The organism is Hymenobacter sp. NBH84 (assembly GCF_014217645.1).
Taxonomy (GTDB): Bacteria; Bacteroidota; Bacteroidia; order Cytophagales; family Hymenobacteraceae; genus Hymenobacter; species Hymenobacter profundi.
In genome coordinates this window covers 3,325,188-3,347,363 of record NZ_CP043644.1, presented here as the reverse complement: position 1 = coordinate 3,347,363, position 22,176 = coordinate 3,325,188, and the positions used below count along the sequence as shown (strand labels likewise).

General features: G+C 54.9%; 20 protein-coding genes. 7 read left to right on the top strand and 13 right to left on the bottom strand.

The genetic code is table 11. The features are described 5' to 3' along the window. Positions 1-100: 100 nt before the first annotated feature. Complete coding sequence (gene queG / locus F1C16_RS13970; protein WP_185281253.1) at positions 101-1,087, top strand: tRNA epoxyqueuosine(34) reductase QueG; 987 nt, start codon at positions 101-103, stop codon at positions 1,085-1,087. Here the strand turns inward: queG and F1C16_RS13965 are convergent. From F1C16_RS13965 to F1C16_RS13935, 7 genes are all read right to left on the bottom strand, one after another. Further along, a complete protein-coding gene (locus F1C16_RS13965; protein WP_185281252.1) occupies positions 1,076-1,267 on the bottom strand; it encodes a hypothetical protein in 192 nt (63 codons plus the stop codon). The genes queG and F1C16_RS13965 overlap by 12 nt on opposite strands. Before the next feature lie 208 nt (positions 1,268-1,475). Further along, positions 1,476-2,366 (bottom strand): ferritin-like domain-containing protein, encoded by an 891-nt coding sequence (locus F1C16_RS13960; protein ID WP_185281251.1) that lies wholly within the window; start codon positions 2,364-2,366, stop codon positions 1,476-1,478. Positions 2,367-2,386: 20 nt separating this feature from the next. Next, the gene (locus F1C16_RS13955; RefSeq protein WP_185281250.1) at positions 2,387-3,130 is read right to left on the bottom strand and encodes a ferritin-like domain-containing protein; all 744 of its coding nucleotides are present in this window, start codon (positions 3,128-3,130) and stop codon (positions 2,387-2,389) included. A gap of 163 nt (positions 3,131-3,293) precedes the next feature. Then, complete coding sequence (locus F1C16_RS13950; RefSeq protein WP_185281249.1) at positions 3,294-4,124, bottom strand: ferritin-like domain-containing protein; 831 nt, start codon at positions 4,122-4,124, stop codon at positions 3,294-3,296. 22 nt (positions 4,125-4,146) lie between these two features. After that, entirely contained in the window at positions 4,147-4,869 is a 723-nt protein-coding gene (locus tag F1C16_RS13945; protein WP_185281248.1) for a ferritin-like domain-containing protein, read from the bottom strand. 262 nt (positions 4,870-5,131) lie between these two features. After that, on the bottom strand, positions 5,132-6,064 hold the full coding sequence (locus tag F1C16_RS13940; protein WP_185281247.1) for a ferritin-like domain-containing protein: 933 nt from the start codon (positions 6,062-6,064) through the stop codon (positions 5,132-5,134). A 44-nt stretch (positions 6,065-6,108) separates the two neighbouring features. Then, complete coding sequence (locus F1C16_RS13935; RefSeq protein WP_185281246.1) at positions 6,109-6,846, bottom strand: ferritin-like domain-containing protein; 738 nt, start codon at positions 6,844-6,846, stop codon at positions 6,109-6,111. A 249-nt stretch (positions 6,847-7,095) separates the two neighbouring features. On the opposite strand from F1C16_RS13935, the gene F1C16_RS13930 reads away from it, so the two are divergent. Beyond that, a complete protein-coding gene (locus F1C16_RS13930; protein WP_185281245.1) occupies positions 7,096-8,604 on the top strand; it encodes a BatD family protein in 1,509 nt (502 codons plus the stop codon). A 109-nt stretch (positions 8,605-8,713) separates the two neighbouring features. Further along, positions 8,714-9,805 carry a chorismate synthase gene (aroC, locus tag F1C16_RS13925; protein WP_185281244.1) on the top strand — a complete coding sequence of 364 codons (1,092 nt, stop codon included), beginning with the start codon at positions 8,714-8,716 and terminating at the stop codon, positions 9,803-9,805. Positions 9,806-9,989: 184 nt separating this feature from the next. Here aroC and F1C16_RS13920 read toward each other — a convergent pair whose 3' ends face one another. Both F1C16_RS13920 and F1C16_RS13915 read right to left on the bottom strand, forming a co-directional pair. Continuing rightward, positions 9,990-11,318 carry an HTTM domain-containing protein gene (locus tag F1C16_RS13920; RefSeq protein ID WP_185281243.1) on the bottom strand — a complete coding sequence of 443 codons (1,329 nt, stop codon included), beginning with the start codon at positions 11,316-11,318 and terminating at the stop codon, positions 9,990-9,992. A 36-nt stretch (positions 11,319-11,354) separates the two neighbouring features. Next, positions 11,355-12,695, bottom strand: coding sequence for a sodium:proton antiporter (locus F1C16_RS13915; RefSeq protein ID WP_185281242.1), 1,341 nt, complete (start codon positions 12,693-12,695; stop codon positions 11,355-11,357). Positions 12,696-12,937: 242 nt separating this feature from the next. On the opposite strand from F1C16_RS13915, the gene F1C16_RS13910 reads away from it, so the two are divergent. Next, entirely contained in the window at positions 12,938-13,558 is a 621-nt protein-coding gene (locus tag F1C16_RS13910) for a NifU family protein (protein ID WP_185281241.1), read from the top strand. Between the two features lie 235 nt (positions 13,559-13,793). On the opposite strand, the gene secDF is transcribed toward F1C16_RS13910, so the two are convergent. The 4 genes from secDF to rdgB all read right to left on the bottom strand — a co-directional run bounded on the left by secDF (position 13,794) and on the right by rdgB (position 18,820). After that, on the bottom strand, positions 13,794-16,784 hold the full coding sequence (gene secDF, locus F1C16_RS13905; protein ID WP_185281240.1) for a protein translocase subunit SecDF: 2,991 nt from the start codon (positions 16,782-16,784) through the stop codon (positions 13,794-13,796). 132 nt (positions 16,785-16,916) lie between these two features. After that, entirely contained in the window at positions 16,917-17,243 is a 327-nt protein-coding gene (locus F1C16_RS13900) for a hypothetical protein (protein WP_185281239.1), read from the bottom strand. 273 nt (positions 17,244-17,516) lie between these two features. Then, the gene (locus F1C16_RS13895) at positions 17,517-18,137 is read right to left on the bottom strand and encodes a uridine kinase (protein WP_185281238.1); all 621 of its coding nucleotides are present in this window, start codon (positions 18,135-18,137) and stop codon (positions 17,517-17,519) included. Between the two features lie 98 nt (positions 18,138-18,235). Further along, the gene (gene rdgB / locus F1C16_RS13890) at positions 18,236-18,820 is read right to left on the bottom strand and encodes an RdgB/HAM1 family non-canonical purine NTP pyrophosphatase (protein WP_185281237.1); all 585 of its coding nucleotides are present in this window, start codon (positions 18,818-18,820) and stop codon (positions 18,236-18,238) included. Between the two features lie 241 nt (positions 18,821-19,061). Here rdgB and F1C16_RS13885 point away from each other — a divergent pair, with 241 nt between their 5' ends. The 3 genes from F1C16_RS13885 to F1C16_RS13875 all read left to right on the top strand — a co-directional run bounded on the left by F1C16_RS13885 (position 19,062) and on the right by F1C16_RS13875 (position 22,038). After that, complete coding sequence (locus F1C16_RS13885) at positions 19,062-19,307, top strand: type B 50S ribosomal protein L31 (RefSeq protein ID WP_185281236.1); 246 nt, start codon at positions 19,062-19,064, stop codon at positions 19,305-19,307. A gap of 285 nt (positions 19,308-19,592) precedes the next feature. After that, the gene (locus tag F1C16_RS13880; protein WP_185281235.1) at positions 19,593-20,828 is read left to right on the top strand and encodes a GlmU family protein; all 1,236 of its coding nucleotides are present in this window, start codon (positions 19,593-19,595) and stop codon (positions 20,826-20,828) included. A gap of 73 nt (positions 20,829-20,901) precedes the next feature. Next, positions 20,902-22,038 (top strand): ATP-binding protein, encoded by a 1,137-nt coding sequence (locus F1C16_RS13875; protein WP_185281234.1) that lies wholly within the window; start codon positions 20,902-20,904, stop codon positions 22,036-22,038. The last annotated feature ends 138 nt before the right edge of the window (positions 22,039-22,176 follow it).

Sequence of the window (22,176 nt, the reverse complement as noted above, 5' to 3'; positions counted from 1 at the left end):
GGTAGATGTTGCTGACCGGAACGGGAAAACTGGTTTTACTTTTGGAACGCTTCACCACTGGTGGGGCGTTTCGGCTTTTCAGCCGACCTTTGTTATCCTCATGCTTCCCACTGCTCAGTATACTGCCTTCATTAAACGCCGCGCTGCCGAATTGGGCTTTATGTACTGCGGTATCTCGAAGGCGGAGTTTCTGGAAGAGGAAGCGCCGCGGCTGGAAAACTGGCTCAACCGCAATGCCCACGGCAAAATGGCCTACATGGCCAACCACTTCGACAAGCGCCTCGACCCGCGCCTGTTGGTAGAGGGTGCCAAATCAGTCGTTTCGCTGCTGCTGAACTACTACCCTGCCGAGGAGGACCAACAGCCCGATGGCCCGGACGCGCTCAAAATCAGCAAGTACGCCTACGGCCGTGATTATCATTTTGTCATCAAAGACAAGCTGAAAACCTTGCTCGCTGATATCCAGCAGGAGGTAGGGGAGGTAGGCGGGCGCGTGTTCGTGGATTCGGCGCCGGTGATGGATAAGGTGTGGGCCAAAAAAAGCGGCTTGGGGTGGGTAGGAAAAAGCAGTAATCTAATCAGACCTGGCACCGGCAGCTTTTTCTTTATTGCTGAGTTGATTTTGGACTTAGAACTGGACTATGACGGCCCCATCAAAGACTACTGCGGCACCTGCACCAAGTGCGTGGATGCCTGCCCGACGGGTGCCATCACGGAGCCCTACGTGGTAGATGGCAGCAAGTGCATCAGCTACTTCACCATCGAGCTAAAAGACCAGATACCGCAGGAAGTAGCCGGTAAATTTGGCAATTGGGTGTTTGGCTGCGACATCTGCCAGGATGTGTGCCCCTGGAACCGTTTCGCCCAGGCGCACAACGAGCCTCAGTTTCAGGCGCACCCGCAGTTCAAGCACCTACGCGCTACTGACTGGCAGGAAATCACGCATGAGCTGTTTTCGGAGCTGTTTCGGCAATCGGCAGTGAAGCGCACGGGCTATGCGGGCTTGCAGCGCAACATCCTGTTTGTAACGCAAACCGCCGATGCTGGGGCATCGGCGGGTAGGGGGGTGGCGGAATCAGATGGCTAGTTGACCAAAGGCGCGATTTAGAATAACGCGGTAGACTTTGGCAAACTGGGCGTAGCACCATTCCTTGAACTGGGCTACTTCTTCGGGTAGTATCGTGCGAAGCGCTTTGCGTAGCTCCTTTTCAAATAAAAACTTGTCGAAACTAACCTTGGATAGGATGGTTTTGGTGTACTCTAACATGGTGGGTGGTTTTCAATAGCGGGTGGATTACTGGGTGGGGAGGGCGAACCGTTATACGAACAAGCGTTAGGTAGAGTGGTAATTTACGAAAGGCTAATTGCTAACCATCAGACAATCCGGAAATTAAATTTTAAAGCCACAAAAAAGGAACGTGTATGGCGTCCCTTTTTTGTGGCTTTATCTTGAAAAACCGCCTTTTTGCTATATTCTAGTATATAAATAGGTCTGCTAAATTGCTGGCGGTAGTGGCCGTCATGGGCTCATCGAAAGCGGCTTGCACTTTCTGTAAGGCGGTCTGCCCTACCCCCGCTGCATCAATGGGTAATTGATCGAACGGAATGGTTTGACCGGCTACGCGCTGGGTGGTGTTTTCCTCGCCCGCATACACGGCATCGGTCAGGCCAGCCGTTGTGATGGATTGGTCTGTGGGGCTGACCCAAGGCTTTACGGTGGCGTTGCGGTTGCGGCGCAGGGTCCGGATGTGGGCCGCGTGCCGGGCCTCTACCGAGTGAATTCGAGCGGCCGCAGTTAGAAACACCCGGTCGCTTTGCACAGTGGCAAGTTGGCCTTTGTAGGCGCGAACTCCGGTGTCTTCCAACAATTGAGCTACTTGCAAGAACGTGTCGAAGTTGCTGAATACGTCGGCAAACGGTGCGGTCTGCGTACCGTTTTTACTACCCGTAAAATCGAAGTTAAGGTTGGTAGGTATATCAGCGCCGGATGCCTGGAGCGCCCGCGTGAGGAAGGCAACGTGCTGCTGCTCGTGCTGCTGCACCGTAACAATACCCGGCCGCAAATCAGCAGGAATAAACCCGGCAGGCACGGCGGGCGTGTTGGGTACTAAACCCAGCGCCCGCGAATAAAAGTTGTTTTCGAGCAGCTCCAGGGTAAGCGCTAGCGAAAGCGAGTCGGTAATGGTTTGTGCTCCACGCCCGTAGGCCTGGCGCAGCGCCGAGCCCAGCACTAGAGGCGCCGTGGCTACGGCCGCCTTGCCGGTGAGGGAGCCCAAGCGGGTAAGGGCTTCGCGGCGCGAGCCCAGCCGAGCAAGCAGTTCCGGATCGGCTTCGGTCAGGTTGACCAGTAGTTTTAAAATATTCATACGCGAAAGGGCGGGCGAGACTAAGCTAAAGCGGCTGTATCGGAAGTAACAACGGTTACTTTGAAGTAGGGGACCAGTTCCGTAACCACGGCCGATGGAGCCAGCATGGTATCAAGTCCAGCCAAGTCGCCGCTATTGCTTACTACATCGGTACCGGCAAAAGAGCCAGATACCTCCAGGTCGCGCACGTAGGCGGCGTGGCGGGCCTTCACGGAGGCAATCTTACCCGCAAATAGCAAGTACTCCTTACCAGTATTATCCGTGGAGAATCGCACGACAACGTCGTTATAGGCCGCTACGGTCAAATCCTCGAATTTTTTAGCCGCAGCCAGCACGCCGGCACGAGTAGTAAGAGTAAGGGTAGCAAACGTGAAGTCTAGTGGGGCAATTCCGTTGGCGCCTAACAGATACTTGTACGACTCTGTATAGATCAACTCATGGTCGCGCAGATCGGTGAAGCCGGCCTGTTCCGCTGTCGTCATACCCGTAGGGAAAGCGGCTACCACTGCCTGATAAAAAGCCAACGTTAACTGGTGTAGGCTATACAAATAGTTGAATACAACATTGTTGGCAGTGATGCCCTGTACACGATTGGTATAGGACAGTTGAGGCGTGACAGGCGTAACAGGCGTGTTCTCATCATCATCGTCACTGCAACCCGCCAATACCAGCGTAGAGGTAGCAACCGTTGCGCCTGCCGCCCGCAAAAATGTACGGCGTGGCAGGGGAGTAGATGTGAAGAAAGGAGTAAGCTTATCGGACATACACAAAGGCGAAACAGGCTTTCAACGCAGATTCACTATAAATCTGATATAGGCGCTGGTAAAGTTACTTAGTTCCGACTGAATAGCGGATGGAACCCACAAAAAGCACAAAAGGGTACGCCACGCGGCGTACCCTTTTGTTGAATTGCTACATAGAGCGAGCCTAGTTCTTGATGAACGGCCCTACTACTGTGCGTACAGAGGTATCATCCAGTGCTTCATCGAAAGCTTCGCTAGCCAAGGCCTTAGTGTAGCTTGGGTCGAGGGTAGTTAAATCTACGCCGGCCTGTATTATGTTCCCTTCAGCAGGGAAAGTAGTATCAGGTTTACCTGCACCGTAAATAGCGTCCACTGCACCATTTGCCTCAGCATTGGTAATCCAAGGAGCATTGTTGGCAGTACCGTTAGCTTTGCGCATCGAGCGAATATGCGCTGCGTGACGAGCTTCTACCGAGTGAATTTGCAACGCAATAGTCAAGTAGTCATTAGGGTTACCAGCACCTTTAATTACGCCTGCCTGACCCTTGTAAGCGCGTACGCCACCATCTTCTAACGATTGAGCGTACGCTAAAAAGTTAGCATAATTATCGAATGCCGGACCAAAATCGAAGCTTTTTGGCTTTGGGTTAGCATCATTTTTTAATGCACCCACCAACAAATTCACGTGCGCCGTTTCATGCTTCATGATTTGCTGAATGGCTGCGGTAGGAGCGCCACTCGGAATCAAACCAGTTTTAGCTAAAGCTTGCTTATAAAAGTCTTCTTCTAGGTATTCCAGCAACAGTGCGTAGTTCAGTACGGCATTCGCGCTATTCAGCGTTTGCTGGCCCACTGCTTTATTGAATACAGAGCCGAGTGCAATAGGAGCGGCTGCCAAAGCAGCTTTTTTGCTCATGTTGCCAAGTGCAGCGAATACATCGCGACGCGAGTTGAGCTTGTCCAGAATTTCTGGATCAGCCTTCTCGATTTCTGAAATGATATTGAACAAGTTCATGATGAAGTCTGCTATCTGTGAATTATTTACCTACGTTGGCACCGCTGATGGTTTCCTTGATGAATGGCTGAGCGGCCGCCAGGACAGTAGCCACATCGTTGGCTTTATCCAATCCATTGGCATCTACGATGTCGTCGGCTGCGAAGGAACCATTGTTAATCAAATCGCGGATGTAAGCTGCATGGCGTGCTTCTACTGATACAATCTTGCCAGCAATGAGCAGGTAATTGGTATCCTTAATAAGCTTGCCGGCTCCGTTATAAGCTGACACGCCAAGATCTTCGAACGTTCTAGCAGTGGTCAGTACCGAGTTGCGGTCCAAAAAGTTGATTTTGGAGAAGTCTGGCGTCAAACCAGGAATGGCTTTACCGGCAGCGGCTGTATCAATAGCTTTCTTAAAGAAATCACGGTGAATGGCTTCGTGCTTCGCAATAGCCGTCAGATAGGTTTTCTCATCGGCATTCATGTTGGCATAAGGAGTAGCAATCACTTGGGCATAAAAAGCAGCCTCTAATTGCTCCAATGCATACGCATAGTTTAATACGCCTACGTCACCCGAACCTAAGTCCACCATGCCGGGCATAGAGGGCGAATTATCCTCGTCGTCGTTGCAGCCAGCCAGTGCCAGCGCTGTTACGCCAGCTGTAGCACCGGCATACATAAAGAAAGAACGGCGCTTAATGGGAGCGTACAAGGGCTTGGTGAAGCCCGCTTCGTCTTCGCCTGGTTTGATGATGTTGGACATAAAAAAAGGAAGTTTAAATGAAACAGGAAAGCAAGGGCAATACAGAGTCAGGACAGCTTTTTTCTGTCTTTTTCAAATATTGAATACCCCGGAAGCTTGTTGTTTGATGTGACTTACGGCTGACGTTGTAAAATGGATTGGGTAGTAGTACTTTTTTTTGTTCAGCTTCTTTCTGCAAGACTACCTTCTAAAACTAACAGGCAACAAAAAAGCCGCTCTCAGAGCGGCTTTTTTGTTGCCTGTTAGTTTGTTACACAAAGTTCTAGCTGAACAAGCCAGCCGTTACGCCAACCGCCGAGCGGAAATTGCGAGCAATGTCTTTTACTGCATTGGCATCTAGTGGCTCATCGAAAGCTTCGGAAGCTGCGGCTGCCGTGATAGTAAGGCCTGCTGGAGCTGTAGAGGTATTCTGCACGTCAATATTTGCCTGTATGACGTTGCTCTCCGCTGGATGATTAGCATCAGAACCCTTATCATATACTGGTGTCGTAACAGCCGGTACCGGACCGCCGTTGTCGATGCCCGAAATCCAGCTTTTGGGCTTAGCACTCAAATTGTTGATGTCTGCCGTAGCCGTTACACCGCCCCGGCGCAGCAAACGTAAGTGCGAAGAGTGGCGTGCTTCAACTGAATGGATGTTCAAAGCAGCCGTCAAAATTGCCTTATTGCCCATTAAGCTAGGAGCGCCGCCTTTATAGGCACGTACTCCCGTATCTACGAATGCTTGGCCAGTGCCATAGAAAGTGGCTGAGTTGGCAAAAGGATCAGGCAATTTACCACCAGCTGTATAGTCAAAAGCGGCTCTGGTAGGATCATTCGGGCTGAATGCCTGGCTACCTAACACTGCACGTAGCGCATTAATATGACCTAACTCATCATCCCGAATAATAGTAATACCCGGAACATCAGCATTAGGAATCAACCCACTAGTTTGCAGGCCAGTATTATAATAATGGTACTCCAAGTATTCCAGCTGTAGCGCTAAGTTTAGCGTCTGCACAATACCACTGGGTAAGGAACCAGTTTGGCCGTATGCTTTATTGAACATAGTGCCTAGCAAACCAGGAAGAGTAGCTGCCGTTACGGCTTTGCCCATACCTGAAATGTGCTTAAATACACGCCGACGGGTGTCAAAACGGTCGTAAACCTCGGGGTCTACTTTTTCAATGTCGGAGATAATCTTAAATAAATCCATGATGGAAAGACAACGTGTGAAAGGGTAGGAAAGGGATGGAGAGTTTAGCCTAGGCTACTAGCGCGCAGCTTGGAGCCATCGGCTAAGTACATGTTAGCTGTCTCAAGTACCTGAGAAGGTAACTTGGACTTTTCCTGTCGGGCGGTAGCTCCTGTGGTGCTAAAGTCAACTACGTCGTCTCCCACAAAAGAATTGAATGTAATCAGGTCGCGAATCAACGCAGCGTGGCGCGCTTCTACCGACACAATTTTACCTGCTATGGTTAGATAGGCTGCATCTTGGATATACTGGCCGGCACCATTGTAGGCGGCAACCCCCAAATCCTCGAATGCTTTTGCAGCATTCAATACACTGGCGCGTTCACCGAAATTGATAGTTGAAAAATCAGGTGTTAAGTTTGGCAGTGGTGTGGCATTTGCAGCGGCAATAGCCTGGCGGAAAAAATCAACGTGAATTTTTTCGTGCAACGCCAAATCCTGGAATATCTGCTTTTCTGCGGCGTTTGCATTGTTCATATAATAGCCACCAGCTATTACTTGGGCATAGAAAGCTGCTTCTAATTGCTCCAGCGCATACGCATAGTTCAATACGCCTACATCGCCCGCCCCCACGTCAAGTAAAGAGGAACTGTCTTCACTATCGTCGCTGCAGCCAGCCAGTGCTAACGCAGTTACGCCAGCGGTAGCACCGGCATACATAAAGAAAGAACGGCGCTTAATGGGAGCGTACAGTGGTTTGGTAAGAGCGTTGTCGGTTTCGTCGGGTTTGATGATGTTGGACATAAAAAGGAAGTTTGGGTGAGGGCTGAAGTAGATGAAACTTCTCGTATTAGCTGAATTCTGCTGTTTTTACGGGACTTGTGCAGGTGTGATTAATCCTGCCTACAGCCCCTTGTCGGTGTACAAAGCATTACAGATAAGAGTATCAGTATAAACTACCAGGCAAAAACAGCGCACAGCGCATTCTGCCTCAATTGACTACGTACAAACCCTTATTTGACAACAGGCTGTCAGTTTTGCCTAAATTTGCGCGTGATACGACTCCAAGCTCTTCTCTGCTTTCTGCTGTTGCTGCTCGCAGAAACAAGCCGTGCGCAAGCTGTTCCGCCTGCCACTAATACAGGCCAGGCGGTGGTGGTGCTGGGCCGCACGGAGTTTCCGATCAACGAATACTTCACCATCAGCTTCACCCTAAGGGGGGCACCGCTAGACCGCTATTCGGCTTTTCCGGATATCGAGGGATTCAAGAAAAGCGGTAAGCTGAACACCACGACCACGCGCACGGTAGGCGGGCAGAGTTCGATTGAGCTGACCATTACGCAGCGGTACGCCGCCTACCAGGAAGGAGAGTTTGAACTACCGCCCTTCACAATTACCGTGAACGGCAACCCCATCCGCTCGCCCGGCGCTACCCTGGAGGTAGGGCCACAACAAACAGCCCCTACCCCGCCCGCCACCGGTGCCAACCCCAATAACCAGCCCCTGCAAGGTATTGGGTTGCTGGATGAACTGTTCGGAAAGCCCAAGCCCGACGCGTACGTGGAGCCGAAAGACCACGCGTTTCTGGCGCTGGTAGCCGATAAGAGCAGCGTGTACGTAGGCGAAGGCGTGCACGTGAGCATGTACTTCTACCTCACGCCAGCCGACCAGGGCCTGCTAGACTTCTATAATTTTGCCGGTCAGCTGCCGGGCATCATGCAGCAATTGCAGCAGCGCACGGCCTGGGAAGAGCATTTCGAGGATCAGGAAATAACTCCCGAAACCATAACGGTAGGAGGTAAAAGCTACCTGCGCTACCGCCTTTACGAAACGGAACTGTATCCTCTGACGGCTGAAGCGTTGCGGTTCCCCATTATTTCGCTGCAGATGGTGAAATACAAAGTAGCAAAGGACCCCACTGCCGACCCCACTGACCGCCTAGAAGGCTACAAAACCTACTTCACTGAACCGTTGACCATAGCGGTAAAGCCCCTACCGCCCCACCCCCTGCGCGATCAGGTAGCTGTGGGCCGCTATCAGTTGCGCGAGGCCATCGACCGCACTACGTTTCAGGTAGGGCAGACCTTTACGTATACATTCTCGGTAGAAGGAGAGGGAAATCTGGCCACGTTATCGGCGCCTACCCTGCGGCCTCAGCCTGGGGTAGAGCTCTACGGGCCGGATATTCAGCAAGATCTGACGCGCCAGAGTGGGCGGGTAGGCGGGCGCAAACGGTTTACGTATCGGCTGGTGCCCCGCCAGCCGGGCCCGCTGCTGCTCGATAGTCTGCTCACGCTGGTGTACTTCAACTTGGCTACGGCGCGCTACGATACGTTGCGTCCGCAACTGGTTGTATCCGTGCAGGATGCGCCCCAGAAAGCTGCGTTTCGCCCTCGTCCCGACGACCCTTTCTACACGGAAGCCCTGCAAGCGGCCGACAACACGTTGCAGCCCCTGGATGCCTACCGTGATGTGCGTCGCTACGCCAATATAGTGCTTGTGCTGTTGCTGGGCCTGGCGGGTTTTGGCTGGTGGCGGGGAGGCCAACAAGGGGCAGCGTAGCAGGATTAATAGGGAATTGCGTGCGCTAATGAGGGCTTTTGCTGACCTTTACGGTTAACAGAACTGCGTATTGCTCATTCCTTACCTGCTTACTACTCACTGCTACCCTATGGCTAATTCCTTCGGCACCCTCTTCCGCATCACCACCTTCGGCGAATCGCACGGCGTGGGTATTGGCGTTACCATCGACGGCTGTCCGGCCGGTTTGGCAGTGGATGTAGCGGAAATTCAGGCGGCGCTAGACCGGCGCCGGCCCGGCCAGTCGGACCTAACGACCCCGCGCAAGGAGGCTGACCAGGTAGAGGTGCTTTCGGGGCTGTTTGGCGGTATGACGACGGGCACGCCCATCGGCCTGCTCATCCGCAACCAGGACCAAGCCAGCCACGACTACTCCCACATCGAGCATGCCTACCGCCCTTCGCACGCCGATTATACCTACGACCAGAAGTACGGTCGGCGCGACTACCGGGGCGGCGGCCGCAGTTCGGCCCGCGAAACGGCCGCCCGCGTGGCGGCTGGAGTAATAGCGCAGAAATTCCTGGCGCACTATGGTATCGAGGTGGCTAGCTATGTGTCGCAGGTAGGGGCCGTGGCCGTGCCTGTGAGCTACGAGGAGCTGGATTTGGGTTTAATTGACTCCAACCCCGTACGCTGCCCGCACCCCGAAACGGCCGAGCGCATGGCCACGCTCATCCGCCAAACCCGCGACCGACACGATACGGTAGGCGGCATCGTGACGGGGGTAGTGCGCCACGTACCCACAGGCTTGGGCGAGCCGGTATTCGACAAGCTGCACGCCGAGCTAGGAAAAGCTATGCTGAGCATCAACGCCGTGAAGGGCTTTGAGTACGGCTCGGGCTTCGCTGGTACGCTGCTGTTCGGCTCCGAGCACAACGACCAGTTTTACACCAATGAAGCTGATGAAGTGCGCACTCGCACCAACCACTCGGGCGGCATCCAGGGCGGTATCAGCAACGGGCAGGATATTTACTTCCGGGTGGCTTTCAAGCCCGTCGCTACCATTCTGCAACCGCAGCAAACCATCAACGACCAAGGCGAGGAAATCAGCCTGGCCGGCAAAGGCCGCCACGACCCTTGCGTACTACCCCGCGCCGTACCCATCGTAGATGCCATGACTAGCCTTGTGCTAGCCGATATGATTTTGCGGGCACGGGCAAATAAGGTAGGTGAGGTGTCTTAAAGTAGGAGGGTTTTGAGGGAAGGAGGGTGTGAGGTAAGAAGAAAAGCGCCTGTCATCCTGCGCTTGCGAAGGACCTTGTCACGGTAGAACGACCATCGTAGCAACGACTCGTTCAACTGGTAAATCGCAAGCTCAGGATGACACATTTGCTGCCGCTCCTACCTTCTTACCCCTAAAGATACCCTCACTCACTAATCCACTTATATGGTGCAACCTGCCGGGGTAGGGCGGCCATATTCACATCCGGTGATACCAACGGCCGCGGTGCCCGCCCGTTGAGTCGTACCAGTGATATGGCGTGCACTGCCACCGGCCCGAGGCCGCGCTGCTGGTAGTCGCGGGCCAGGAAATGGGCGAACTGCAACAGCGCATCGGGGTTGCTGAGCAGGTAGTGCTGCTGTCGGGGCGTGAGGTAACGAAGAGGGTCTACAATATCGAGCTGGCCATTGGAATGACGCACGTGGTAGTACACGCTGCCGGTTTTGCTGCGCAGCATCATGTGCCACGCAAACTGATGGCCTTCTTCGGTCCAGTGCACATCGCCGGGGTAGAGCAGGTAGCGCAATGGTACCAGCAGCTGTACGGCAATATAGAAGGCCAAAAAAGTAAGCAATACGGGCGCCGTACGTGGGATAATTGGCTTGGCCGAAAGCGCGGGCAATGGCACGCGGGCGGCCAGCCAACTACGAAGCTTTGGGGTTTGGCGAGGCCAATTGGGAGGTAGGAAGAGGCACACCGTCAGTCCCAGCGAAAACCACGGAAACGTGCCGAGCCCAAACACCAGCACATTGGACAGGTGAAAAAATGCCGCCGCCACCAAGGCTAGCAGCCGGGTGCGGCGCCATAGCAGCAGCGGCACCAGCAGCAGATCGAAGGCCAGACCGGCGCGGCTCATCCAGACCGGCAACCACGGTTGCGCCAGCAGCGGCCCGATGAGGAAATAATGCGCTTTGGGAGCCAGCCAGATGCGGAGCGATGCCCCCGCCCACCAGTCAGGATTCAGCTTAGCCAGGCCAGCAAAGAAATACACCAGCCCTAGTTGCAGTTGCAGCAGCCAGCGCGTCCAAGCGGGCGTGGTGGTAGAAGCGGTAGTGCGGCCGGCGCGCACATCGGCAGACGCGGCGCGGTGGGCCGGCGTGAGAGCCAGCAGCCCCGCCAGCAAGGAATAGAGGTAGAAATGATTGATATAGCGCGTTTGCTCGGCCAGAAACAGCCAGGTAAAGGCCAGGCACAACGCAGGCGCCGTAAACTGAAAACGCCAACCGGCCGCCACCGCTACGCCCAGCCCAATAATGAGCAAGTGCAGCCCTATCATACCGACTGGGGGTAGGGCGGGCAGCCAGGTGAAAAAGAGGTAGGAAAAGTGAAAAGCCGGCTCGGTGTACTCGCGGATGTAGCCCAGCGCTAAGCTGCCTGCCACCTCCAGCGCCAACGAGGACCCAATTAGCACGCGAGCTACTACCAGCCAGGCAATATCAATGGGGCGAAATAGGGCGGCAGTCCAGGAACGCATTCAACCAAACGCTAGAACAGTAAGTAGGCTACTAGGCTACATCCAATACAACAACACGCTCACCAGGGCTAGCACCGGCAGCAGGTAGACCAGGGAGTAGCGGAAAATATACTGGAAAAACGCCGGCATATCGATTCCCTCGTCACGAGCAATGGAGCGCACCAAGAAGTTGGGGCCATTGCCGATGTAGGTAAGACCGCCAAACAGCACCGCCCCACTGGAAATAGCGCGCAGCAGCGGCATGGTAGCGGGGTCGTAGGCGAAGGCGGCCACGGAGGCTACCTTGTTGAATTCCAGCTCGTGCCCGGCCATACTCAACGATACCAGGCTGGCATAGGTAGGGGCGTTGTCGAGGAAGGCAGAGAGCAGGCCGGTCACCCAGTACAGTACGGCTGGCGTGAGGCGCGTGGCGATGGCCGGGTCGGAAGCTACACGGGATGCCAGTTGGAGGGCGGGCATCATGGTCAGGAAAATGCCGAAAAACAGAAACCCTACCTCATAAATAGGCCCAAACGTGAAATGGTTGCCCGTGAGCGCACGGCCGGTAGCTGTGCGGTAGCAGCCCCAGGCAGCCAGCAGCTGCACCGTTTCCCGCACAAACGACACGTTCACCCCAGCAATGCTCAGGGTAGGAATCCAAGGAAATTGTTGCGGATCTATGAATACGCTAATCAGTACAACGACCAGCCAGATCAGGTTGTAGCGCCCATGAAACTCCAGCAGCGGCAGTCCGCCCTCGCGCCGGATCTGCTCCTGCTCCTCGCGCGAGAAGCGGCTTGGGTAGGGGATACGGCGGTCAATCAACCAAAAAATCAGCAGCAGTGCGCTGTTGGCTACCACCCACGGTAGGGCTAGGTGCAAGGACGTCCAGATAAACGGGACGCCGCGCAGAAAGCCAATGAACAAAGGTGGGTCGCCGAGTGGAGTGAGTAGCCCGCCTACATTGCTGACAATGAAGATAAAGAAGACGATATGGTAGGGCTTGATGCGTTCGTCGTTGAGACGGATAAACGGCCTGATAAGCACCAGCGAAGCACCAGTAGTACCAATCAAGCTGGCCAGCACCGCACCAATGATTAGCAGAATAACGTTGCGTTGAGGAGTTCCCTGCAAACCGATGTTCAGGTACATCGTGCCGCCCACCACGTACAACGACGCCAGCAACGTTACGAAGGAGAAATATTCAGCGAGGGTTTCAACGGCCATGTGCCAGTCGTGGCGGGCAAAGCCATAGTAAAGCAGCATCAGCAGGCCCAGCGCCACGGCAATGCGGGCATAGTTACGTTCCCAGAAATGCGGAAACAACAAGGGGCCAGAGGCAATAAGCCCAAGCAAACTAACAAAAGGTATCAGCAGCCAAGGAGCAACGGCTGGCATGTGCACGGCGAGTAGGAGAGAGGCAGAGAAAAAAGGCAATAGTGAAAACGCTAGGTGAAAGACAAAAGTAGCCCACCGGCCATCGGCAAGCGCAAGATGGTCGGTGGGGAGCTAAAAGAGGAGGGGAGTTGTTACCTTTATAACATCTACGGCTCCGATTGGTTGTAGATGCAATGGATTTGGCGAAATTAGCCAAAAGACATTCTTTTTTACTTCGCAACGCCTTACGTATCAATTGCCTTATGAATACCACTCCTGCCGCCTCGCCGGTTTCCATCTACGCCGAAGCCAGCCCCAATCCTGAGTCCATGAAGTTTGTGCTCAACGCCACGCTGCTTAGCGATGGCGTGAGTGTGGACTACCCCAACGTGGAAGCTGCTGCCAATTCGCCGCTGGCTCAGGAGCTGTTCAACTTCGACTATGTAGGCCGCGTGTTTATTGCTGCCAACTTCGTCACCATCACCAAAACCACCGAACACCAGTGGACTCAGCTCATTCCCGAGCTGCGCACCTTCCTGAAGTCGTACGTGGAGGCAAATGGCCCCATCTTCACGGTAGATCCCGCCGAGGAGCAGCGCGCCGCCCAGCAAGCCGCCGCCACCGGCGACCACTCGGAGCAAGACCAGCAAACCAGTCAGAAAATTATCGACCTGCTGGACAATTACGTGCGCCCCGCTGTAGAGCAGGATGGTGGCAACATCACCTTCAAGAGCTACAACCAAGGTGTAGTGACCGTGAATCTGCAAGGCTCGTGCTCGGGCTGCCCCTCGGCTACTGTTACGCTGAAATCGGGTATCGAGAACCTGCTCAAGCGCATGGTGCCTGAGGTAACGGAGGTAGTAGCCGAAGGCGTTACCGTATAATACTTGCGAATAACCGGATTTCGCAGAAGTAACCGTTGCCTTATAAGAGGGTGGCGTTACATTCACCAAAAAGGAAAGGCCCGACTATCAGTCGGGCCTTTCCTTTTTGATAGGCTTGCGATAAGAGGCAGGAACACAAAAACGCCCGGCCAATCGGCCGGGCATTTTTGTGGATACTGAATTGGTTAGCTCAATTCAGTGCAATCCAATCAATCTGCAGCATCTGGGATAATGCTTACACGTTGGAGGTCGACAGCTTGGGTGCGCCTGTATCGCCAATGTGCGTGGAGATGTCGGTGCCCCGCTCGCGGGCTTCTTTGCGGCCGTAGGTGTCTAGGATAATGGGGGTAGCAATGAACAGCGACGAGTACGTACCGAACACAATGCCTACCAGCATAGCAAACGAGAACGAGCGTAGCGTTTCACCCCCGAAGATATAGAGTACCAGCACCACCAAGAACACGGTAGTGGAAGTAATCATGGTGCGGGAGAACGTGCTATTTAGGGCTGGATTGGCCACCTGAGCAAACGTGAGGTGCGGGTTTTCGCGCAGGTATTCACGAATACGGTCGAAGATTACCACCGTATCGTTCATCGAGAAGCCCAGCACCGTAAGCACGGCCGCCACGAAAATCTGGTCCATCTCATAGTTCAGACCAAACAGGCGAGCGATAGGGTAGCAGGCAATAACCAGCAGCGCATCGTGGAACAAAGCAATAACTGCAGCCATCGAGTACTGCCAGCGCGAGAAGCGCAGCAACACGTACACGAAGATGCCTAGCAGCGTTAGGCCCAAGCTGAGCACCGAGGTCTTCTTAATGTCGTCGGCAATGGTAGCGCCTACTTTAGAAGTAGACTTAATAACGGGTGCGTCGCCGCTGAAATCCTTCTTCAAGCCATTCAACAAGGTGGTTTCCACCTTTTTGTCGGCAGTTACGCTTTCATCATCGGCTAGGTAGCCAGTAGTGATACGCAGGCGGTTGGGCGTACCGAAGGTTTTCACCTCCGTGCCGCTGCCACCAAAGTCGGCCACCAGTGCATCGTGCACTTTAGAAGCGTCCATGGCTTTGTTGAAGTCTACCACGTAGGCGCGGCCACCGCGGAAGTCTACACCCAGGTTGGGGCCGCCCTGAATAGCCATCAGCACGAAGCCTACTACAATCACCACCGTCGAGAAAGCGTAGGCGATTTTGCGCTTGCCCACGATATCGAAGTTCACGTTGGTGAACAGCTTGCGCGAGAGGAAGGTAGAGAAGGTGATTTTGCTCGTCTCTTTGCCTTTCACCAGCCACTCAATAATGAGGCGTGACACGTACACGGCCGACAGGAACGAGGTGAAAATACCGATCAGCAGCGTAACGGCGAAGTTCTGCACCGGACCCGTACCGAAGATGAACAGCGTGAGGGCGATGATGAGCGTGGTTACGTTGGAGTCGAAGATGGCCGAGAAAGCGCGCGAATAGCCCGCGTTGATGGCATCCTTCAGCAAATGGCCGTGGTCAAGTTCTTCCCGAATACGCTCGAAAATCAGCACGTTGGCGTCAATCGACGAGGCGAATACCAGGATCAGACCAGCAATACCCGGCAGCGTAAGGGCAAATTGGAACTGAGCCAAAATACCCAAAATCAGGAAGATGTTGAACAGCAGCGAGGCATCGGCTACCAGACCAGCACGGCCGTAGTACAGCGCCATAAAGCCCATGATAATCAGCAAACCAGCCACCGACGAGTACAGACCCTGATTGATGGCTTCCTGACCCAGCGACGGACCTACTACAGCTTCTTCCACAATGCGGGTAGGAGCGGGCAGCTTACCGGCTTTCAGTACGTTAGCCAAATCCTGGGCTTCCTCGATGGTGAAGTTGCCCGAAATGCTGGTGTTGCCGCCAGCAATTTCGGCCTGCACCACGGGGTCGGAATACACGTTGTCGTCGAGCACAATGGCTACCTGACGGCCGATGTTGTTGCTGGTCAGCTTCTGCCACTTCTTGGCGCCGGTGGGCGTCATGCTCATGCTTACCTCAGCACCGCCACGTTGCGGGTCAATGTCGCCGCGCGCGTCGGCTACTACGTCGCCTTCCAGCGGAGCCGTAGCACCCGAAGCTTTACGTACAGCCACCAGGCTCAGGTATTCCTGACCACCCAACTCCTGCGGCTTCACATTCCACATGAACGTGAGGTTGGGAGGGAGAGCCGCACGGGCCTCCTGCGAGCGAAGCATCTGGTTTACACGGGCCGTGTCGCGGATGTTGGCACCCAACTGGCCGGGCATCGTAAACAAGCGGGCCAGCACCGAGCCTTGTGGGCCTTTAGCCGAATCGGCAGCGGCAGTAGCGGTGTTTTTCTTAGCCAACTGGCTAGCCAACGACGACGTGTCGCCAGGAGCAGTGGTGGTAGTAGCGGCAGCAGTAGGAGAAGCAGCTTTTTCAGCAGTTTCCTTAGCTACCAGCGCTTGGTCGAGTTGCTGGAGGTAGGGGCCGAACTCATCCTGACGCCACACTTCCCAGAACTCCAGCTTAGCCTGGCCTTGCAGCAGCTTACGTACACGGTCGGGGTTGTCTACACCGGGTAGCTCTACCTGAATGCGGCCGGTACCCTTCACGCGCTGAATGTTGGGCTGGCTGGTGCCGAACTTGTCGATACGCGTGCGCAGAATGTTGAACGAGCGGTCGATGGCATCCTCAATCTCGGTGTCAATAGCACCAATCACCTTGGCGTCCGACGAGTTGATATCGATTTTGCGGCTCTTGTTGGTGGTGTTGGCAAAAATGCGCGCCAGGTTATCGTTGGGCGCTACGTTGCGGTAGGCTTGCAGGAACAGCGTGGTGAAAGGAGCCGAAGGATTAGCCTTCTGGGCTTGTTGCGCCTGCTCCAGCGCCTGGTTGAACTTAGGGTCTTTGGAGTTGCCGCTCATGGCGCGCACAATCTCCACCGGCGACACTTCCAGCGTCACGTGCATACCGCCCTTCAAGTCGAGGCCCAGGCCCAGCTCCGAGGCGCGCACATCGCGGTAGGTGTAATCAACACCCAAAATGCTGGTTACAGGCGCACGCCACACCGAGTCGAGGTAGCGCTGGCGGGCCTGTTGGTTCACAACGCCATTCTTGGTGGCGTAGCTCACCGCGTCGGACTGTACCCGGCGCGAGATGAACGTGAACGTGAGAAAGTAGATACACAGGGCCGATACCACGATGGTCAGCCCAATGATGAGTCCTTTATTACGCATCAGAAAAGATTTTTTGGAAAGGCAACAAGCAATTAAAAATCAATCGTCGGGAAGCGTACGCAGCGAAAAGGCTGATAGTCAATTGCTAGAAAAACAACCGCACTATTTTGATTCCCGAAACTTCGATTTTTTCTAGGGCGCCTGCGGCGAAAGCGCCGCTACCAACAGCCGCACCCGAAAGATGCTGCTGGGCAAAATGCCCGCCAGGAGGCGTGGCACCGCCAACGCCCAACGCACGGCAGGCAGCCAATGCTGTGGGGTAGGGAAGGGGAGCCAGGCATCGGCATCGGGTGCCACGTGCAGCACCAGCGGCCCCACGGCCTCCAGATTTACTTTTTGCTTGATGACGGCCGCCTTGGGCCGCACGCCTACCCGCGTAGTCTTGCCCGGCGCCACCCGAAAGGTCGTCACCGTCTGGTGGTTCAGGCCCAGCACAAACAGCACCGTAGCTGTGAGCAAGGCGAACCGCAAACGAGATAAAAACCGGGTACTCAGCAAAAACATAGGTAGGGCAATGGCTACAAATATACTAAAAGGTGAAGTTGTGAGAAGTGAAGTTGTGAATTTCTGAAAATTGACTGTAAAAGGGACTGTCATCCAGCTTGCAAAGGATCTTCTCACGCGTGAACGAATGACGTAATAACGACTCGTTCACGCGTGAGAAGGTCCTTCGCAAGCTCAGGATGACAGACATTTTGCATTCACAACTTCACAAAATCACAACTTCACCTCTTACGCCTTCACCTTTGCTTTCAGGAAAGACACCAGCACTTCCAGGCCCATATCGAAGCGGCTGTTGTTGGGGATGATGATGTCGGCGTCGTTGCGGTAGGGCTTGATGAACTTGTCGTAGGTAGGGGCCACGTGGTTGATGTAGCGGTAGAGCACGTCTTCCAGATCATAGCCCCGCTCGTCCCGGTCGCGCACAATGCGGCGCAGCACTTTCACGTGTTCCTGGGCGTCGATAAACACTTTCAGGTTGAGCAAGCGCGCCACTTCCTCGAAGTGAAACACGAAAATGCCCTCTACCACTACAATCGGGGCCGGACGAAACACCAGCTCCTGCACCGGCGCATCGGGATTGTTGAAGGTGTACTCCGGCCGACGCACTTCCTTGCCCTGGCTGATGCTGAGCACATCGGCGGCATAGGAGGCCGAGTCAATGGAGGTAGGTAGGTCGAAATTAGTAACGCCTTGCGCGTCTACCAGCTGGGTTTCGCGCGGGTGGTAGTAGTTGTCCTGCGAAATCAGACAGATTTCTTCTTCGGGAAACGAAGCCAGCAGGCGGCGCAAAAAAGTGGTTTTGCCCGAGGCGCTGCCCCCCGTAATGCCGACGATGAAAGGTTGTTGCATGGGTAGAAAAGTGGCCCGTACCGGCGGGGCCAACCCTGCAAAAGTAAGCACTTCGCAGGTTTGGCGGCGGCAAAACCAAAATTTTGGCCGAAAACGGTTTATTTTTCTCTGGATTCAAAAAAAGCTACCAACTGCTGCACGGCGCGGGCGCGGTGGCTGAGTGTGTTTTTCTGCGCCAAGGGCATCTCGGCAAATGTCTCCTGAAAGCCAACGGGCTGAAAAATGGGGTCGTAGCCGAAACCGGCGTCCCCACGGGGCTCCGTCGTAATTAGCCCTTCTACTACCCCGTTGAAGGTATGTTTCTCCGAATCGGACAGGATAAGAGCAATGACGGTACGAAACTGGGCCGTGCGGGAGGGAGCATCCGCCAGCTCGTCTAATACTTTGGCCACGTTGTCGGCGGCGAGGCGCTGGGGCCCGGCATAGCGGGCCGAGTACACGCCGGGTGCCCCATTCAGCGCATCGATTTCCAGGCCGGTATCGTCGGCGAAGCAGGCCACGCCGAAGTGGTCCCACACGTACTGCGCTTTCTGGTGGGCGTTGCCGGCCAGCGTGTCCTGGGTTTCGGGTAGGTCGTCGGGACCACCAATATCAGCCAGACTCACTAACTCAATGGAACTGGGTAGGATGGCCCGGATTTCATCGAGTTTATGGGCATTGTTGGAAGCAAAGCAAAGGCGCATAGGTTGAAGAAGTGAAAGGATTGATGGTTGATTCGGTGGGCAACGAATGATGCTGCCAGAACCGTGAGGAAGCAAGCGTAGAAAGTTTATTCAAAGGTAATCCAGCAATACAACTAGCGTAGCCACCCAACCATTCAGCAGAAAAACCGGGCTAGGCTTTTGAATGTCAGCCCGAAAACGTACTTTTGCAATCCCTTCCGCAAAATCGGCAGGGCCAGAAGGTTTTAACGGCATCCCGACCATGAAAAAAGACATTCACCCCGAGTACCGCGAAGTGGTATTCCAGGACACGTCCAGCGACTTCAAATTCATCACCCGTTCGACGATGAACTCGAGCGAGACCATCACGATGGAAGACGGCAAGACGTACCCCGTTATCAAAGTAGAAGTGAGCAGTGCCTCGCATCCCTTCTACACCGGCAAAAACGTGTTCATCGACACCGCCGGCCGTGTGGAGAAATTCCGCAACCGCTACCAGAAGAAATAACGGCCTTCAGCCCTTGGCTGCCGGCTTTTCTGAAAGCTCCTTCTGCTCGCGGAAGGAGCTTTTTTGTTGTGGGGTAGGGTAGAATAAAAAAGACCGTCATGCTGAGCGCAACGGAGTGGAGCCGCAGCATCTCTAACGCTTCGACAGGTGATAAAGGAATTACTCACGGTAGAGATGCTGCGGCTCCACTCCGTTGCGCTCAGCATGACGGGCGGGGAAGTCAGTAGAACGCCCACGCGCCCCGCACCGGCAAAAGCCGTAGTTTCGCGGTAGAATTCTACCGCTATGCATATTCTACTGTTCGACGACCCGGCTATTCAGCCTAATCTACTACCCTTTACCTTCACCCGGCCCGTAGCTGCCCTACGCTGCGGCATCCTGACCATTGCCGAAAAGTGGCAGCACCACTTGCAACAGCCGGTACACTACCTCACGCAGCCCCACTTGCGCGAAAAATTCCCGGCCGGTCCCACCGAAGGGCCGGCGCTGGTTATCAACGGCGCCGTGTGCCCCGATGAAAAGCTGATAGAGCAAGTACAGGCCTTGCAGCCCGGCGAAGCCTTGCTGAGTGAAGAACTGTTGGTAGCGGCCTACCTGCCGGATGCGTCTGAAGTGGCCGAGCTAATTCAGGATGGCTACCGCGATGTACGGCAGGCAAAAGGTAGCCTTACGATCATCAGTCAGCCTTGGCACCTGTTTCAACAAAACGGCGCCCAGATTCGGCAGGATTTTGCGCTGCTGACCAAAGGACGGCAGTCGCAACCCGTGAACGACGCGCATACCATTGTGTACGGTGCAGAAAATATCTTTATAGAAGAGGGCGTGAAAATCCGGGCGGCCATCCTCAATGCAGAAGACGGCCCCATCTACCTGGGCAAAGACGTGCAGGTGCACGAGGGCGCCATTCTGAAAGGTCCGCTGGCTGTTTGTGAAGCGGCACATGTGAACGTAGGTGCCAAGCTGCGCGGCGACAATACGGTAGGCCCGTACTGTCGGGTAGGCGGCGAAATGGCCAATAGCATTCTGATGGCCTATTCCAACAAAGGCCATGAAGGCTACCTCGGCAACTCGGTGGTAGGTCAGTGGTGCAACCTGGGCGCCGATACCAACACGTCGAACCTCAAGAACAACTACGCCCCCGTTAAGATCTGGAGCCACGCCGCCGGGCGTTTCGTGAATACTGGATTGCAATTTTGTGGCCTGATGATGGGCGACCATAGCAAGTGCGCCATCAACACCATGTTTAATACCGGTACCGTGGTAGGGGTAGGGGCCAATATCTTCGGAGCAGGTTTTCCGCGCAACTTCGTGCCATCGTTTAGCTGGGGTGGCTCGTCGGGCTTTGAAACCTTCCGCCTACCCAAAGCCGGCGAAGTAGCCGAGCGGGTGATGAGCCGCCGCAATCTGCCCTACGACCAGACGGAGCAAGACATCATGGCCTATGTGTACGAAGCCACGGCCAAGGACCGCGTGTGGGAACGGGCAGCAGGCAATAGCACCGCGCCAATAGTAATAGAGTAAATATTTGATCGGTACGTGCTGGCTAGCGCTAAATAGTTTGCGCTTGCCACGCAAGTAGAAGGAAGTCAACGGTATGCGTTTTGCGGATATTCCGGGTAATGAGGAGGTGAAGCGGGTGCTGGTGCAGTCGGTACAGAGGCAGCACGTGGCGCACGCGCAGCTATTTCGCGGGGCAGAGGGTTCGGCGGCGCTGGCGTTGGCGCTGGCGTATGCGGCCTACCTCAACTGCGAGGGTCGCGTACCGCAGGCTGCCGATTCGTGTGGGCACTGCGCTAGCTGTCAAAAAATCGACAAGCTGATTCACCCCGACCTCAACTTCATCCTACCCGTTACGACCACCAAAGCGGTACCGAAAGATGCGGTAAGCAGCAAATTTGCCGGTGAGTGGCGCCAATTCGTGCTCGAAAATCCCTACCAGGGCCTCAACGACTGGATGCAGCACATTGGGGCCGACAACAAGCAGGGGAGTATTTCCAAGGAAGAAAGCCTGCAACTGCTGCGGCTGGTGTCGCTCACGGCATTCGAGGCGCGCTACAAAACCGTGGTTATTTGGCTGCCCGAACTAATGCATCCCGCCGCCGCCAACGCCGTGCTAAAACTGCTGGAAGAGCCGCCACCTGCTACCGTGTTTCTATTGGTCAGCAATGCGCCCGAGCAGTTACTACCCACCATCATTAGTCGGGTGCAGCCTATTGTGGTGCGCCCCTTGCCCGAGGCGGAGCTAACCGCCTACCTCCGCGACCAACGGCATCTGCCCGAGGCCAAAGCACATCAGGTGGCGCAGCTAGCTGAAGGCAGCCTAGGGGCAGCCTTGGCAGCGGCCACGGCTTCGGGGCAGGACCACGACTACCTTACGTTTTTTATCGACTGGATGCGGCAGTGCTACGGCTATAAGGTAGACAAGCTGCTGGGCAAAAGCGACGAGTTTCAGAAGCTGGGCCGCGAAAACCAAAAAGAACTGCTGCACTACTCGCTGGGCGTGCTGCGTAAGGTGCTGCTCTTCGGCCTCGATGCGCAACTGGTGCCTCACCTAGCCGCCGGCGAGCAGCAATTTGTAACCGGCTTCAGCAAGTTTGTGACGCCTCGCAATGCCGACCCGCTCACCCGCGAGCTAAACGACGCGCACTATCACATTGAGCGCAACGCCAACCCGCGCATGGTGTTCGTGGATACATCGCTACGCGTGGCAGAGCTACTTCGGCAAGCTTGATAAAGGCCCACAAAACTCGCTCTACAGGCTATAAAGGCATTAAATACACTTTGGTAAATTGATATAGCTAGTGCTAAAAGTGCTATAGCTAGTATCGCCGGGGCTGGCTTTCGTACCTTTGCAGGGCACAAGAAACAC

Coding starts and splice junctions, on each gene's coding strand:
- queG (WP_185281253.1), top strand. CDS start 101: ATGCTTCCCACTGCTCAGTATACTGCCTTCATTAAACGCCGCGCTGCC.
- F1C16_RS13965 (WP_185281252.1), bottom strand. CDS start 1,267: ATGTTAGAGTACACCAAAACCATCCTATCCAAGGTTAGTTTCGACAAG.
- F1C16_RS13960 (WP_185281251.1), bottom strand. CDS start 2,366: ATGAATATTTTAAAACTACTGGTCAACCTGACCGAAGCCGATCCGGAA.
- F1C16_RS13955 (WP_185281250.1), bottom strand. CDS start 3,130: ATGTCCGATAAGCTTACTCCTTTCTTCACATCTACTCCCCTGCCACGC.
- F1C16_RS13950 (WP_185281249.1), bottom strand. CDS start 4,124: ATGAACTTGTTCAATATCATTTCAGAAATCGAGAAGGCTGATCCAGAA.
- F1C16_RS13945 (WP_185281248.1), bottom strand. CDS start 4,869: ATGTCCAACATCATCAAACCAGGCGAAGACGAAGCGGGCTTCACCAAG.
- F1C16_RS13940 (WP_185281247.1), bottom strand. CDS start 6,064: ATGGATTTATTTAAGATTATCTCCGACATTGAAAAAGTAGACCCCGAG.
- F1C16_RS13935 (WP_185281246.1), bottom strand. CDS start 6,846: ATGTCCAACATCATCAAACCCGACGAAACCGACAACGCTCTTACCAAA.
- aroC (WP_185281244.1), top strand. CDS start 8,714: ATGGCTAATTCCTTCGGCACCCTCTTCCGCATCACCACCTTCGGCGAA.
- F1C16_RS13920 (WP_185281243.1), bottom strand. CDS start 11,318: ATGCGTTCCTGGACTGCCGCCCTATTTCGCCCCATTGATATTGCCTGG.
- F1C16_RS13915 (WP_185281242.1), bottom strand. CDS start 12,695: ATGCCAGCCGTTGCTCCTTGGCTGCTGATACCTTTTGTTAGTTTGCTT.
- F1C16_RS13910 (WP_185281241.1), top strand. CDS start 12,938: ATGAATACCACTCCTGCCGCCTCGCCGGTTTCCATCTACGCCGAAGCC.
- secDF (WP_185281240.1), bottom strand. CDS start 16,784: ATGCGTAATAAAGGACTCATCATTGGGCTGACCATCGTGGTATCGGCC.
- F1C16_RS13895 (WP_185281238.1), bottom strand. CDS start 18,137: ATGCAACAACCTTTCATCGTCGGCATTACGGGGGGCAGCGCCTCGGGC.
- rdgB (WP_185281237.1), bottom strand. CDS start 18,820: ATGCGCCTTTGCTTTGCTTCCAACAATGCCCATAAACTCGATGAAATC.
- F1C16_RS13885 (WP_185281236.1), top strand. CDS start 19,062: ATGAAAAAAGACATTCACCCCGAGTACCGCGAAGTGGTATTCCAGGAC.
- F1C16_RS13880 (WP_185281235.1), top strand. CDS start 19,593: ATGCATATTCTACTGTTCGACGACCCGGCTATTCAGCCTAATCTACTA.
- F1C16_RS13875 (WP_185281234.1), top strand. CDS start 20,902: ATGCGTTTTGCGGATATTCCGGGTAATGAGGAGGTGAAGCGGGTGCTG.